This window comes from Phyllobacterium phragmitis, from assembly GCF_002980495.1.
In the GTDB taxonomy this organism is placed as follows: Bacteria; Pseudomonadota; Alphaproteobacteria; order Rhizobiales; family Rhizobiaceae; genus Paramesorhizobium; species Paramesorhizobium phragmitis.
In genome coordinates this window covers 111,988-125,997 of the sequence record NZ_PVBR01000009.1, presented here as the reverse complement: position 1 = coordinate 125,997, position 14,010 = coordinate 111,988, and the positions used below count along the sequence as shown (strand labels likewise).

At 60.4% G+C, this 14,010-nt stretch carries 12 protein-coding genes and 2 pseudogenes; 10 read left to right on the top strand and 4 right to left on the bottom strand.

Annotation, left to right across the window (positions count from 1 at the left end; genetic code table 11):
• Positions 1-15 precede the first annotated feature (15 nt).
• The 8 genes and pseudogenes from C5748_RS14120 to C5748_RS14085 all read left to right on the top strand — a co-directional run.
• Positions 16-1,080: pseudogene (locus C5748_RS14120) on the top strand (ABC transporter ATP-binding protein); the annotation flags it as partial.
• 411 nt (positions 1,081-1,491) lie between these two features.
• A complete protein-coding gene (locus C5748_RS14115; RefSeq protein WP_105742568.1) occupies positions 1,492-3,126 on the top strand; it encodes an ABC transporter substrate-binding protein in 1,635 nt (544 codons plus the stop codon).
• Between the two features lie 32 nt (positions 3,127-3,158).
• Positions 3,159-4,169, top strand: a complete 1,011-nt coding sequence (locus tag C5748_RS14110; protein ID WP_105742643.1) for an ABC transporter ATP-binding protein — start codon at positions 3,159-3,161, stop codon at positions 4,167-4,169.
• Positions 4,166-5,164, top strand: coding sequence for an ABC transporter ATP-binding protein (locus tag C5748_RS14105; RefSeq protein ID WP_105742567.1), 999 nt, complete (start codon positions 4,166-4,168; stop codon positions 5,162-5,164). The genes C5748_RS14110 and C5748_RS14105 overlap by 4 nt, the downstream gene beginning before the upstream one ends.
• Entirely contained in the window at positions 5,164-6,093 is a 930-nt protein-coding gene (locus C5748_RS14100; RefSeq protein ID WP_105742566.1) for an ABC transporter permease, read from the top strand. Before C5748_RS14105 ends, C5748_RS14100 begins: the two co-directional genes overlap by 1 nt.
• A 10-nt stretch (positions 6,094-6,103) precedes the next feature.
• Positions 6,104-6,967 carry an ABC transporter permease gene (locus tag C5748_RS14095; RefSeq protein WP_105742565.1) on the top strand — a complete coding sequence of 288 codons (864 nt, stop codon included), beginning with the start codon at positions 6,104-6,106 and terminating at the stop codon, positions 6,965-6,967.
• 54 nt (positions 6,968-7,021) lie between these two features.
• Positions 7,022-7,765 carry a glycerophosphodiester phosphodiesterase family protein gene (locus tag C5748_RS14090; RefSeq protein ID WP_105742564.1) on the top strand — a complete coding sequence of 248 codons (744 nt, stop codon included), beginning with the start codon at positions 7,022-7,024 and terminating at the stop codon, positions 7,763-7,765.
• Positions 7,766-7,866: 101 nt separating this feature from the next.
• Positions 7,867-8,028 (top strand): annotated as a pseudogene (locus tag C5748_RS14085) (DUF2938 family protein); the annotation flags it as partial.
• 85 nt (positions 8,029-8,113) lie between these two features.
• On the opposite strand, the gene pdxA reads toward C5748_RS14085, so the two are convergent.
• On the bottom strand, positions 8,114-9,082 hold the full coding sequence (pdxA, locus tag C5748_RS14080) for a 4-hydroxythreonine-4-phosphate dehydrogenase PdxA (protein ID WP_245429114.1): 969 nt from the start codon (positions 9,080-9,082) through the stop codon (positions 8,114-8,116).
• Between the two features lie 185 nt (positions 9,083-9,267).
• Here pdxA and C5748_RS14075 point away from each other — a divergent pair, with 185 nt between their 5' ends.
• Both C5748_RS14075 and C5748_RS14070 read left to right on the top strand, forming a co-directional pair.
• Positions 9,268-10,356, top strand: coding sequence for a four-carbon acid sugar kinase family protein (locus C5748_RS14075; RefSeq protein ID WP_105742562.1), 1,089 nt, complete (start codon positions 9,268-9,270; stop codon positions 10,354-10,356).
• Between the two features lie 11 nt (positions 10,357-10,367).
• Entirely contained in the window at positions 10,368-11,132 is a 765-nt protein-coding gene (locus tag C5748_RS14070) for a FadR/GntR family transcriptional regulator (protein ID WP_105742561.1), read from the top strand.
• Here the strand turns inward: C5748_RS14070 and C5748_RS14065 are convergent.
• From C5748_RS14065 to C5748_RS14055, 3 genes are read right to left on the bottom strand one after another with little or no spacing between them, the layout of a single operon-like run.
• Positions 11,104-12,153 carry an Ldh family oxidoreductase gene (locus C5748_RS14065; protein WP_105742560.1) on the bottom strand — a complete coding sequence of 350 codons (1,050 nt, stop codon included), beginning with the start codon at positions 12,151-12,153 and terminating at the stop codon, positions 11,104-11,106. The genes C5748_RS14070 and C5748_RS14065 overlap by 29 nt on opposite strands.
• 2 nt (positions 12,154-12,155) lie before the next feature.
• Positions 12,156-13,124 (bottom strand): phosphoglycerate dehydrogenase, encoded by a 969-nt coding sequence (locus C5748_RS14060; protein WP_245429112.1) that lies wholly within the window; start codon positions 13,122-13,124, stop codon positions 12,156-12,158.
• A complete protein-coding gene (locus C5748_RS14055; RefSeq protein ID WP_105742559.1) occupies positions 13,121-14,002 on the bottom strand; it encodes a dihydrodipicolinate synthase family protein in 882 nt (293 codons plus the stop codon). The genes C5748_RS14060 and C5748_RS14055 overlap by 4 nt, the downstream gene beginning before the upstream one ends.
• Between the last annotated feature and the right edge of the window lie 8 nt (positions 14,003-14,010).

Below are 14,010 nucleotides of genomic sequence, written 5' to 3'. Positions count from 1 at the left end.
GGAGTAAACAATGGATCCGTAGAACTCAACGACATCCGCAAGAACTATGGAACGCTGGAGGTGATCCACGGCGTCTCGTTATCGATCCATGATGGAGAATTCATCGCGCTCGTCGGCCCCTCGGGCTGCGGAAAATCCACGCTTCTGCGCATGATCGCGGGGCTGGAGGAAATCACTGATGGCGAGGTGATGATCGGGGCCAGCGTCGTCAATCCGCTCACCCCGCGTGAGCGCAACATCGCCATGGTCTTCCAGTCCTATGCGCTTTACCCGCATATGACAGTCGCCGACAATATGGGCTTCAACCTGAAGCTCTCGGGCGTCTCCAGGCCGGAGATTGAAAAGCGGGTAGGCGAAGCCGCCCGCATGCTGGCGCTCACCGATCTGCTCGACCGCAAGCCGAGCCAGCTCTCGGGCGGCCAGCGCCAGCGCGTCGCCATGGGGCGCGCCATCGTCCGCGACCCGGCGGTGTTTCTCTTCGACGAGCCATTGTCCAATCTCGATGCCAAGCTGCGGGTGCAGATGCGCACCGAGATCAAGTCGCTGCACCAGAAGGTGGGCACGACTTCGATCTATGTCACCCACGACCAGATCGAGGCGATGACGCTCGCCGACCGCATCGTGGTGCTCAATCAGGGCCATATCGAGCAGGTCGGCACCCCGCTCGAACTCTATCGCCAGCCGGCTAATCTGTTCGTGGCAGGCTTCATCGGCTCGCCGGCGATGAATATTCTCGATGGCGTTGTGGATGCCGACAATGGCGAACCCGCCGTCCGGCTAGGCGACGGTTCGGCGATCCGGATTGCACCGCAACGAAAGGTCCAACGTGGCCAGCCCGTCAAGATCGGCCTGCGACCCGAACATTTCGCCTCAAGCGGCCCCGGCAGCATCGTCTCAGGCAAAACGCTGCTGGTGGAGCCGACCGGTGCGCAGACGCATGTCCTCTTCGAATTCGCCGGCGGACAGATGACGGCGGTCGTCGATGGCGACCATCCGGCCCGTCACGGCATGAATTTCGAAGCCATTGCCGATGGCGAGAAAGTCTATGTCTTCGACGGTGCGAGCGGGATGGCGTTGTAGGACGCACGACTGACCCAGCCGGCGCTGATTCCCTGGCACCGGCAGGCGAGGCTGGCGACGGAAACGACGTCGCCGCCGACCATTGCGCGAGATCGCAACGGCCACACCATTCACGGCTGTGGAAACCCGCCAGTTTTCATCAAACTGCAACGGAGGGTTCATGCGTCTGACATGACCCGCCATCAGATTGCCTGCGCAGAACGAGGCTTGTGACGCGCAAGAGCGTGCTTTGATCGTTTTCGTCTCATTGGAAACGATCAAAGCACGGGATGCGTGAAGGCCATGCTTGTTCGCAATCCTGCGCAAAGGCGCTTCCACGACGTCTTGGCTGAGCCTACCGGAGATCACCCATCACCGCGCCCGACTGTCGGGCCCGTGATCGCCAAGCAATGAACAAGGGAGAAAAAACTTATGGCAATCATGACTCGCCGCGGCGCATTGGGCTTCGCTGCCGGAAGTGCGGCTTCATTGATCCTGCCGCGCCTCGCGATCGCTCAGGGCGATACGCGTCCCTCGGTGACCATCGCGGTCCAGAAGATTTCCAACTCCAATACGCTCGATGTGCTGCGCGAGCAGTCGAATGTCGGCGAGCGTATTTTCTTCTCCCATCTGTGGGAAGGCCTGCTCAACCGGGATTGGCTCGGAAATCTCGGTTCCGTGCCGGGGCTTGCTACCGAATTGAAGCGTATCGACGACAGGACCGTCGAACTGAAGTTGCGCCGGGGGGTCAAGTTCCACAATGGCGATGAGATGACGGCCGAGGATGTGGCCTTCTCCTTTGGCCGCGAACGGATGTTCGGAGATACCCAGCCGAGCCAGGGCAACACGATTTATGTCAACGAAGCCAATCCGACTAACAGCGAAACCAAGGAACTGCCTGCAGAGGTTCCCGCCGTCGCCCGCCGTTTGTGGCCGGCGCTGCTTGGCGTCGAGATCGTCGACAAATATACGGTTCGCTTCGTCAACGGCACGCCTGACGTGACGATGGAAGGCCGCATCTCCTCTTATGGCAGCCAGATCATGAGCCGCCGCGGCTGGGAAGAAGCCAGGAGCTATCTCGATTGGTCGCGCAAGCCGATCACCACCGGGCCCTACAAGATCGTTGAATTCAAGCCTGACAATTCGCTCGTGCTCGAGGCGCATGACGAATATTGGGATGGCCGGCCGCCGCTGAAATCCATTCGTTTCATGGAGGTTCCGGAAGTCGCTTCGCGCATCAATGGCCTTTTGTCCGGAGAATATCAGTTCGCCTGCGATATTCCGCCTGACCAGATCGAAGGCATCGAGCAGAACAGCACGTTCGAGGTGCAGGGCGGCACCATTCTCAATCATCGGCTTACGGTCTTCGACAAGAACCACGAGCAGCTTGCCAATCCGCTCGTCCGCCGCGCAATGACCCATGCCATCGATCGGCAGGCCATCGTCGATTCCCTTTGGGCAGGCCGCACGCAGGTTCCCGCCGGCCTTCAGTGGGAATATTACGATGACATGTTCATCAAGGATTGGTCGGTACCGGAGTATGACCCGGCACTGGCACAGCAGATGCTGAAGGAAGCCGGCTACAAGGGCGATCCGATCCCCTACCGCCTGCTCAACAATTACTACATCAACCAGACGGCGACCGGTCAGATCCTTGTCGAGATGTGGAAGCAGGTTGGGCTGAATGTCGAGATCGAGATGAAGGAAAACTGGCAGCATATCCTGGAGAAGACGCCGAGCCGGGCAGTGCGTGACTGGTCGAACTCGGCACCGTTCAATGATCCTGTTTCGTCCATCGTGGCCCAGCATGGCCCGAACGGACAGCAGCAGCAGGTCGGTGAATGGACCAATGATGAAGCCAACCAGCTTTCCGTCGTGCTCGAGACAGGAACGGATCGGCAAAAGCGGCGTCAGGCCTTCAAACGCATGCTGGAAATCTGCGAGCGCGAGGATCCCGCCTACACGGTGCTCCACCAGAACGCAGTCTTCACGGCAAAGCCAAAGGCGATCAAGTGGAAGGCCGCATCGGCATTCGCCATGGATTTCCGCAAAGGGAACTGGAGCTGAAAACCGCGCGAGCAGGTGCGATGGAGGATCATATGCCGCTGGTCGACATCAGGGACCTGAAAGTTGCTTTCGATGGTGTGCAGGTTCTTCACGGCATTGATCTGACGATCGAAAAGGGCGAGGCCGTTGGCCTCGTCGGGGAATCCGGTTGCGGCAAATCCGTCACCTGGCTTGCCGCGCTCGGCCTTCTGCCCAAGAAGGCTGCTATTTCAGGACATGTCATGTTGGGAAAGGACGATCTGGTCATCGCATCGCAGCGCCACCTTGAAAGCATTCGTGGCCGGCGCATAGCCATGATCTTCCAGGACCCGTCGAGCTCGCTCAACCCGGTGATCCGTGTGGGGCGGCAGATCGAAGAGGCGGTCCGGCTGCATCGCGGGCTGACAGGGCAGGCGGCGCGCGCCGAAGCGAGACGGCTTCTGGAACTGGTCGAGATGCCCGATGCGGGACGCAGGCTCGATAATTACCCGCATGAATTTTCGGGCGGTCAGAACCAGCGCGCGATGATCGCCATGGCGCTTGCCGGAAATCCTGATCTTCTGATCGCCGATGAACCGACGACCGCACTCGATGCCACCATCCAGGCGCAGATCCTCGATCTTCTGGCGAGGCTGCGGGCTGAAACCGGCATGGCGGTCGTCTTCATCAGCCATGATCTCGGCGCGGTATCAGAAATCTGCGAGCGTGTCTGCGTCATGTATGCCGGCCGCATCGTGGAACAATGTCCGACGGCCGCCCTGTTCCGCTCGCCGCGCCATCCCTATACGCGTGGCCTGTTCGGGGCGATCCCGCGGCTGGATGGTGGCCGCGAACGCCTGACGCCTGTCGAGGGCACGGTGCCGCAACCCGGCATGCTGCCCAAGGGCTGTGCTTTCTCGCCGCGTTGCGGCCATATCACCGACGAATGCCTGACGTCCCCTCCGGTCCTGTCCAAGCTTGAAGGACATCGCGCCGTGGCGTGCTTTCATCCGGTTTCAGATGAAGCATCCGCTCATTCATCCAAAAAATCCGCCAAAGTGCGCAGTGAACTGGAACTCATATGAATTCTGCATTTCTTGCCGCGGAAAACCTCGTCAAGACTTATACATCGCGCCGGGGCCCGTTTTCGACGGCTACGGCCGTACGTGCGGTTGACCGCGTCTCCCTCTCACTGGCAAGGGCGACGACGCTCGGCATTGTCGGTGAATCGGGTTCGGGAAAGTCGACGACCGGGCGGCTTGTCCTGGGTCTGGAACAACCGACCGAGGGAACGGTGTCCTTCGACGGAAACCGGATGCCGCAGGAAAAGACCAATGAATGGCGCGGCTTGCGGGCACGCATGCAACTTGTCTATCAAGATCCTCTCGCGGCACTCGACCGGCGTCTTACCGTCGGCGTCCAGATCGGTGAGCCGCTGCAAATCCACGCCATGGGATCGGCTGAGGAGCGTAAAGCCCGCGTGGCTGAACTGATGAAGGCGGTGGGGCTGCGTGCGGACCAGGCGGAGCGTTACCCGCATGAACTCTCCGGTGGCCAGCGCCAGCGTGTCGTCATCGCCCGCGCCATCGCCTGCAATCCAGAACTTCTGGTTTGCGACGAGGCGGTTTCGGCCCTCGATGTCTCCATCCAGGCGCAGGTCGTCAATCTCCTGCGCGACCTCCAGGAGGAGCGAGGCATTGCGATGATTTTCATCAGCCATGATCTGAAAGTGGTGCGCAATATCAGCGACCGGGTCGCCGTCATGTATCTTGGGCGGATCGTCGAGGAGGCCTCTTCGGACGAGATTTTCCGCAGGCCGCTGCATCCCTATACGCAAGCGCTGGTTTCCAGCGTACCGGTTGCGGGAACTGCGCTGAAACAACGGATTATTCTGCAGGGAGAGCCGCCGAACCCAGCAGCGCGACCCACAGGATGTGCTTTTCATCCACGCTGCCGCCATGCCATCGCCCGCTGCCGCAGCGAAACGCCTGAACTGCTGTCGATCGAAACAGGTCGCAGCGTCGCCTGTCATCTCATGGGCTCTGCCCCGATTACTGAAGCATCCGGTCGGACGATGTAATGCTTGCTTTCCTGCTGACTCGAACATTCCGCGCCCTTATCACCATCATTCTGGTCGTGACATTCGCCTTCGTCGTCCTGCGCATGTCGGGCGACCCGGCGCAGATCATCATGGGTCCCGATGCGCCGCCGGAAGCGATTGCCGCCTTTCGCACGAACTGGGGGCTCGATGATCCGATCTGGCAGCAATATCTGCGCTATTTCGGTGCGATCATGCGAGGCGATTTGGGCGTATCCATGCGTGACGGCCAATCGGCCATCCAACTTGTGGCGGAACGTATTCCCGCGACCCTGCAACTAACCATACCGGCCCTGATCCTGAAACTTGCGCTTGGCATTCCCGCCGGTATCTATGCGGCGCTGCACCGCAACAGCCTGATCGACCGCATGGTCATGGCGGGGGCGATCGCCGGCTTCACCATGCCGAGTTTCGTGCTGGGGCTGATCCTCGTGCTGATCTTTTCCGTGACGCTGGGCTGGCTGCCTTCCGGCGGGCAGGACAGTTGGGCCCATGCCATCCTGCCCATCCTGACCATGAGCATTGGCGGGGCCGGCATTCTGGCGCGCTTTTCGCGCAGCGCCATGATCGAAGTTCTCGGCCAGCCCTATATCCGCACCGCCAGCGCAAAGGGCGTTGCCTGGGCAAGGGTGGTGCGTGGCCATGCCTTGCCGAATGCGGCCATTCCCGTCGTTACCATCGTCGGTTTCATGGTCGGCTCGCTTGTCGCCGGCGCCGTGGTGGTCGAGTCCGTCTTTTCGTGGCCGGGTGTCGGCCGGCTGCTTGTGGTCGCCGTCTCCAACCGCGATCTTGCGGTGGTTCAATGCATCCTCCTCCTGGTCGCAGCGACGATGGTCGCTTCCAATTTCGCCGTCGATCTCCTCTACGGATTTCTCGATCCGCGCCTGCGCAACAACCAGGCGAAAGCCTGAGGAGGATGCGATGACCGACACCCCATTTGCACCCGGCACCGTCACGACAGAAAAAAGCGGTCAGGAACGGCTGCCTTCCCTGGTTGTTATCGCACTCCTCTGGATCGCGGCGATGATCATCATCGCCTTCACAGCAGATTTCATTCGACCCTATGACATCACTGCCTTCGACCTGAAGAACCGCCTTGCACCGCCCGGCAATGCCGCGCATCTGCTCGGCACCGACGAACTCGGCCGCGACGTGCTGTCCCGGCTGATCGAATCCATCCGGATTTCCCTGCTGATCGCCTTCGGATCGACGTTGATCTCTGCCTTTGTCGGAACTTTTCTCGGTTTTCTGGCAGCCCATTTCCGGGGTATCGTCGAGCAAGTCGTGCTGATGCTGGCTGATTTTCAGGCAGCACTGCCATTCCTGATCCTGTCGTTGGCAGTGCTTGCCTTCTTCGGCAATTCGGTTTTGCTTCTCACCTGTCTGATGGGCTTCTACGGATGGGAGCGCTATGCCCGTATCACCCGGGGTCTGGCGATTTCAGCAAATGCGCAGGGCTATGCCGCCGCTGTCACGCAGCTCGGCGCCAAGCCTTCGCGCATCTATCTCAGGCACATCCTGCCCAATATAGCCTCGACGCTGATCGTCTCCATGACGCTGACTTTTCCGGAGATCATCCTGCTCGAGAGCAGCCTGTCCTTCCTGGGTCTCGGCGTACAGCCGCCGATGACGAGCCTTGGAAACATGGTGGGCTACGGCCGCGAATATCTGACCACCGCGCCGTGGATCATGCTTGCACCCGCCTTGATCATCATGTTCACCACGCTATCGATCAGCATTCTCGGGGACTGGTTGCGTGACCAGCTCGATCCGACGATCCGCTGATGCATGCCAATCCGGGCCGGTTTGTCGGCCGCTTACCCCAACGAGGATCGAGATATGACGCTGATCGCCGGACATCGTGGTGCCCGCAATCTTTGGCCGGAAAACTCCCTTTCCGGTTTCCGCAAAACTGCAATGCTGGGCGTAGACGCGGTTGAATTCGACATTCACCTGACCGCACATGGAGAGATCGCCGTCCTGCATGATGCAAGCCTCGACCGTACGACCTTTGGCAGCGGCGATGTGGCGGCTCTTACGCCGCAAGCGCGCCGCAATACCATCCTGCGCGAGAGCTGTGACGAGCATGTACCGGTTCTCGAGGAGGTGCTCGATATTTTCAGGGACACCGACATGGAACTGCATATCGAACTGAAAAATACCCTGGCAGGTGATCTCTACAACGGATTGGCGGAAAAAGCGGTTGCAGCGATCCGCGAGGCGGGAATGGAAGAGCGCTGCATTCTCACCGGCTTCACGCCCCAAGCGCTTGAAGAGGTCCGTGATGTCGCGCCCGATATGCGGCGGCTGGCATCGATGGCTGTCGGATCGGCTGTCACCTTGGGCGGGCTCGAACCGGCCCTTCGTCGTCTTTCGGGAGTGGCCGATATCATTGCCATCGAAAAATCCCTGCTTGACGCAGCATGGGACCGGATAACGGCGATGCTTCCGCTGGATCGGCTTGGCGTATGGGTGCCCAACAGCGAGCCGGATATCGCTTTCTGGCTGAACAAGGGATTACGGCAGCTGACTTCGGACCGGCCGGATCTGGCGTTGGCACTGCGCGGGAAAGTGGCTGCTTGAATTCAGGATATGGCAATGCCGTGCTGCCAAAGGACGCACGGCATTGTTGTGTTTTCAGGTAGCTTCACTGGGCGATGCCGAGTGCTTCGAGTTGCGCGAGTATCGTCACGATCGGGGCAGGGTGGTTTCTGCTGCAGCCGGGTCTCGGCCTTGGCTGGGCTGCCTCGAAGCTTTCGAACGCCGGCCAGGTGCGCGTCCGCAATCTTGTGTCACATACGGTTTTCGGCTTGGGACTCTACGGTACCGCGCTTTTGATACGCTGATCGGGATCGGCCCATTCGTTCGACCGATGCCGCATGTTTAATGCGAAGATCGGCCGTTGCGACTTGCGGCCATTGCGGTCTCCGATCAGCCTTCCAGTCTGCGGGCATATTCAAGCGCCGAGAGCATGTTGACATGATCGGCGAGACCCTTGCCGGCGATGTCGAAAGCTGTACCGTGATCCACTGAAACGCGATCGATCGGCAGGCCGAGCGAAACATTGACGGCTGTATCGAAGGCAACGAGCTTGATCGGGATATGGCCCTGATCATGATATTGCGCCACCACCAGATCAAAGGCGCCCTGATAAGCCTTGTGATAGAGGGTATCGGCGGAAATCGGCCCGGCGACATCGATCCCCTCGGCCTTGGCCATCGCCACACCCGGCGCGATCTGCAGATCATCCTCGCGCCCGAAAAGCCCATTTTCGCCGCAATGTGGATTGATGCCGGCAACCGCGATCCGCGGGTTTTCAACGCCCATGCGCCTGAAATGATTGTGCCCGACACGGATCGTCTCGGCGACGCGTTCGGGCGTGGCGCGCTCGATCGCGTCCTTCAGCGATACATGCGTCGATACATGGATGGCGTTCAGCCGCTCGGAGGCAAGCAGCATCCAGGAGGACGTGCAGCCCGTCAGGTGGGCCAGCATGCCGGTATGGCCATCATAGTGATGGCCGGCGGCGTTCAGCGCCTCCTTATTGATCGGAGCCGTGACGATACCTGCGGCATCGCCTGATCTGGTCAGATCGACGGCCGTCTTGATGTATTGGTAAGAGGCCTCGCCACAACGCGGGGAAAGGATTCCGAACTGTCCCGGCAGACCCTCGACCGGCACATGGATCACCTTGACAGCACCCGTGGATGCATCGAACGGCAGATCGACACCACAGGCGGCACGCGCACGCTCCAATGTCGGAAGGTCGCCAATGATTGCATAGCGGCTCCGCTCGGCGGCGGGCAGGCTCGCCAGCGCCTTCACGGCAACTTCGGCCCCAACGCCGGAGGGATCGCCCATGGTGATCACGAAGGGCTTGCGGGCGGTCGGCGCTGACATGGTATTTCTCCTGCTTCTGGTCAGACTATTTGCCCCATGATTTTACAAAATGTCAACCCAATTACATTCTGCTTTACAATGATTTCATTGAATCTTTTTCATAAAGACCGCCACAAATGTTGGAATTATTCAAAATTTGTATATATGCTGTATGGCGATGCAGCGTGCGCAGGATATGAGCCGTCATGACGAAGCTTCTGATCATAGCCGATGACCTGACCGGGGCGCTCGACAGCGCCGTGCCGTTTGCCGTGCGCGGCCTGAAAACCGTCATTGCGTGCCGCCCTCAGCATCTGGATGCCGCATTCGCCCGGCAGGCGGACGTCGTGTCGGTGTCCACAGCATCGCGGGAGGGTAGTGCCGAGGCGGCCCGCGCCGCGGTCGCGCAGGTGATGCGCTCGGCTATGCGTGCTGGTATCGGCACGCCGCGACAGATATTCAAGAAGATCGATTCGCGGATGAAGGGACATGTCGCGGTGGAGGTGCTCGTCGTGGCCGGAGCATGCGCCGCAAGCCGCATTGTTGTCTGTCCTGCAATCCCGGCACAGGGCCGCATCGTTCACAATGGAGTGGTCAAGGGCAGGGGGCTCACCGAGACAGTAGGAATTGCCGGTCTTTTCCGGGAAACAGGCCTGACCGTTCTCGCACCGGATGCCGCAAACGGCGCAGATCTGCAACAGATCGTAACGGCAGCCGGCGCGGCCGATATGCTGGTTGGCGCCGCTGGCTTGAGCACGGCACTGGCGCGCACTCTCGCGCCAGAGGCGGATCTCGGGCGGCGGGCGCCGCGCCTTCGTGCGCCGGCGCTACTGGCCATCGGTTCGCGTGATCCGATCACGCTTGAACAGATCATGCAGCTCAAGGAAAGGGCAAATCCGTCGTGGATCGGCGCTCCGAATGGCGCCGCATCGGCTGATATCGCAGAAGGATCAGCCATAACCATCCTGCAGATGCTGCCATCGGACGAAGTGATCAGTGGCCATCAAGCCAATCAAAATTTTTCCCAAACCGCCTGCCGTCTCCTCGGTCAGGGCGTCGGATCGCTCCTGTGCTGCGGCGGCGAAACGGCGGATGCGGTCCTTGCCACCGCCGGCATCGACGTCATGACGCTGGAAGGCGAGCTTTCGCCAGGCGTTCCCGTCGGGTTTGGCAAAATTGGTGACAAAAAACTCATGATTGCTACGAAATCGGGGGGATTCGGCGATTTGAATTGCCTGGCCAATATCGTTGAAAACATTGATTTCATGGAATCCTGCGGGATAGACTGGTCATAAAGGAGCTTCTCATGTCGGTTGACAATTCGTCAGAAGATACAGGGAAAAGTGGCCGGTCGCGCCCCAAGCCTGCCCTGGCCGAGCGTGTCTATCACATGCTTTACGCGCGGATCTGCAATGGCGATTATGCGACGAATTCCAAACTTCCGCCGGAACTTCACCTCAGCGAAGAGTTCGGCGTCTCCCGCCCCGTCCTGCGCACGGCGCTCGAGCGGCTGCGCAGTGAAGGGCTGGTTTATTCCCGGCAGGGCGCCGGCAGTTATGTCCGCGCACCGCAGGGCCAGGCCCTCGGTTACGCCAGGGTCGAAACCATTGCCGACATCCAGCGCTGCTATGAATTCCGTATCAATCTCGAAACCGAAGCCGCAGGCCTTGCCGCTGAAAGACGAAGCGAAGACGATCTGGGAGCCATGGAATCGGCATTGAAGTTGATGGATGCGGCGACACTTTCACATCAGCATCGCGAAGACGCCGATTTCGCTTTTCACCTGGCGGTTATGACCGCTACCGGCAATCACTATTTCGAGGCGTCGATGCGGGCTCTTCGCGAACACATCGCGGTCGGCATGAAGATGCACGGAAAGTCGCTGATGTCCGATGGACCCAAGGGCCTGCGCGAGGTCTTCAATGAGCACAGCGCGCTTTTTGTCGCCATCAGGGACGGGAACGGCGATGCCGCCCGGCGCCTGATGCATGATCACCTCGTGCATTCCCGCGAACGCCTGTTCGGAGGATCGCTTCTCGATCTCAGGCGCGGATCGTCTTCGGTGGCGTGACGCCGTATTTTTTCGCTTCGGTCAGCAGGGATGCCAGGATACCGGGATAAAGCTTTACCCCTTCAGCCAGAGCTTCGCGCTTGCGGGCAAGTGCCGCCTGACCGGGCAGCCGGACAGGCGCGCCGCCCGGAAGCCGAGTGGATGCCCTGCAGGCATCGGTCAGCCAGCCGGTCTGCTTGAGGAAGGCGTCACGACCGCCGAAGGCTGCCGGATCGTAAACGCTGATGGTCACGGCCGCATTCGTGCCTTTCGGGGAATCCGCCCGGCCATAACCGGCAAGCCCTTGCGTGACCGCTTCGACCGAAAGCGCCATGCCATAGCCTTTCTGCCCGTGATCGCGGCCGCCGGTGGGCAGAAGCGTACCGCCGCGCGTCACGGCGTGCGGGTCGCTGGTCGGGGTGCCGTCGGCCTCCATCAGCCAGTTCGCATCGTAGCGCCTTCCCTCGCGGATCAGCCGCTGCGCCATGTTGACGGTGGTGATCGATGCGGAGATATCGATGAGGATCGGCTCGTCCGGCGTTGGAATGCCATAGGCCACAGGATCCGGCGTGAAAACGCCAGTCGTGCCTCCAAAGGGTGCGACTTGCGCGCCGGACGGCGATGATGAGGCGATGGAGACCATCAGACCCTGGTCGGTGGCGATCGGCAGATAGGCGGCCAGCGCACCGATATGATGGCTATCGCCGATGACGAGCGTCGCCGTACCATACTGCCTGGCGCGGGCCGAGGCCAGTTTCACGCCCTCGGAGGTCAGCCAGGCGCCGGGCAACCTGCGTCCGCGCCAGCAGATCGCCGGCCCTTTGTCGGACAACACCTCCGGCGCGCCATCTTTCGTCATGACGCCGTCGGCGATGCTTTGCAGGTACCATGGCGCAAGCGCCAGGCCATGGGTGGTGTGGCCGAGGGCATCGGCCTCGACAAGATAGGCGGCAACGGCCTCAGCCTTGTCATGCGCCAGCCCGGCAGCACTGAACAGCGCTTCTGCAAAATCGATAAGGTCGATAATTGCTATACGGTCCAATTTTACGCTCCAAAGACTTCCGGATTGAGAACGCGGCGCGGGCGTCCGCCAACCATCAGCTCTTCGATATCGGCAATGTTCATCAGTCCGACATTTTCGGTCGCTTCCAGCGTGTCGGCGCCTGAATGCGGCATGAAGACCACGTGGGGATGGGAAAAGATCGGATGGGAGATGTCAGGCGGTTCGCTGACATAGGCATCGATTGCCGCCCCACCGAGCCGGTTTTGATGAAGTGCTGCCGCCAGAGCATCAAGATCGACCACTTCGCCGCGGGCCAGATTGAGCAGGCAGGCAGTCGGCTTCATCAGCGCCAGTTTTTCGGCATCGACAAGCGAGGCGTTGCCGGCACCGCCGAACACATGCAGCGACACATAATCGGCGCGCGACAGGAGCGCGTCGAGTTCAACGAGCTCGATCTGGTTTGCGGCTGCAAAGGCCTTGTCGGCATAGGGGTCGGTTGCGATGACCTGCATGCCGAGCCCGTGTGCCATACGGGCAAGCGACCGGCCGATATTGCCGAGGCCGACGATACCGAGCACCTTGCCGCCGATCTGGCTGCCAACCCTGCGGTCCCAGCCGCCCGTCACGACACTGCTGTGACCGCCGGGAATATTGCGGGCAAGGCATAGCATCATGCCGATCGCGAGTTCGGCGACGGCATCGGCATTGGCGCCAGGCGTGTTGGCGACCGGCAGGCCGCGCGCAGTGCAGGCGGGAATGTCGATATTGTCGACACCGACCCCATGCTTGAGAACGGCCTTGAGTTTGGTCGCCCCGTCCAGCATCGCGTCCGTTACCGGAACCAGCCCGACGACCATATAGTCGGCGCGGGCGATATGATCCGAAACGCCGCCATCAGGCTTGCTGGTGTCGACGCAGCGTATCAGTTCCCAGCCCAGTTCCTGCAGCCTGTGCGGCACACGCCCATATTTGCCGAAACCCGGCGATGTCGTGAGGATCACCGTCATCATGCAAGCCCATATTTCTTGAGAATGTCGAGGATTTTACCATCCTGTTGCGGATTGGGCAGCAGGGCGGGTTGACGGCTTGCACCGACGGAGTCGTCCATCAGATAGAGCGAACGCTTCACAAGAGCCGGCGGAAAGCCGAGCGCATAAAGATCCGTGCGGAAATTTGTGTAGATTTCCTGGCAGCGCCGCGCCTCATCCATGTCGCCGCTATTATAGGCGTTGACGATGCCCGCGAGCACATCCGGCAGCACATTGCCGAGACCGGAAATACAGCCCGCCGCGCCGTTTTCCATCGACCACAGCACCAGATGATCCGGACCGGAATAGATATCGAAACCAGCCATCTCGCGACCGACAGTCATATAGGCCGCCAGCGTCTCCTGGGAGCCGCCGGAATCCTTGATGCCGGCGATATTACCATGGGCGGCGAGAATCCGTGCCGTTTCCGGCTCGATGTGGTTCTGGGTGCGTGCCGGTATATCGTAGAGATAGATCGGGATCTTCACGGCGTCCGCGACGCTGGTGAAATGCCGGATCAGGCCTTCCTGCGTACAAGAAATGAAAAAAGGGGTAATGACAGCGATACCATCGACACCGATTCGGTCGAATTCACGAGCTAATTTCAGCGTTTCGAAGGTGGCCGGCATGCCTGCATTGACGATCACCTTCACCTTGCCGGCGACTTCGTCGACGACTTCTTCCGTCAGGCGCACTTTTTCCTCGAAGGTGAGCGCGGAAAAATCACCGTTGGTGCCGGCGCACAGAATGTTGTTTCCCGCCGCGATCTGGCGGCGCGTCTGCGCGCGCGTGGCTTCGAAATTGATGGTTTCGTCCTCGTTGAAACAGGTAACGAGGGCGACGTAAGCCGATTTGTTCATGGTCACTC

What these genes read in the sequence shown, in the direction of transcription:
- C5748_RS14090 (WP_105742564.1), top strand. Translation starts at nt 7,022, where the DNA reads ATGACGCTGATCGCCGGACATCGTGGTGCCCGCAATCTTTGGCCGGAA.
- C5748_RS14060 (WP_245429112.1), bottom strand. Translation starts at nt 13,124, where the DNA reads ATGATGACGGTGATCCTCACGACATCGCCGGGTTTCGGCAAATATGGG.
- C5748_RS14055 (WP_105742559.1), bottom strand. Translation starts at nt 14,002, where the DNA reads ATGAACAAATCGGCTTACGTCGCCCTCGTTACCTGTTTCAACGAGGAC.
- C5748_RS14110 (WP_105742643.1), top strand. Translation starts at nt 3,159, where the DNA reads ATGCCGCTGGTCGACATCAGGGACCTGAAAGTTGCTTTCGATGGTGTG.
- C5748_RS14070 (WP_105742561.1), top strand. Translation starts at nt 10,368, where the DNA reads ATGTCGGTTGACAATTCGTCAGAAGATACAGGGAAAAGTGGCCGGTCG.
- C5748_RS14095 (WP_105742565.1), top strand. Translation starts at nt 6,104, where the DNA reads ATGACCGACACCCCATTTGCACCCGGCACCGTCACGACAGAAAAAAGC.
- pdxA (WP_245429114.1), bottom strand. Translation starts at nt 9,082, where the DNA reads ATGTCAGCGCCGACCGCCCGCAAGCCCTTCGTGATCACCATGGGCGAT.
- C5748_RS14115 (WP_105742568.1), top strand. Translation starts at nt 1,492, where the DNA reads ATGGCAATCATGACTCGCCGCGGCGCATTGGGCTTCGCTGCCGGAAGT.
- C5748_RS14100 (WP_105742566.1), top strand. Translation starts at nt 5,164, where the DNA reads ATGCTTGCTTTCCTGCTGACTCGAACATTCCGCGCCCTTATCACCATC.
- C5748_RS14105 (WP_105742567.1), top strand. Translation starts at nt 4,166, where the DNA reads ATGAATTCTGCATTTCTTGCCGCGGAAAACCTCGTCAAGACTTATACA.
- C5748_RS14075 (WP_105742562.1), top strand. Translation starts at nt 9,268, where the DNA reads ATGACGAAGCTTCTGATCATAGCCGATGACCTGACCGGGGCGCTCGAC.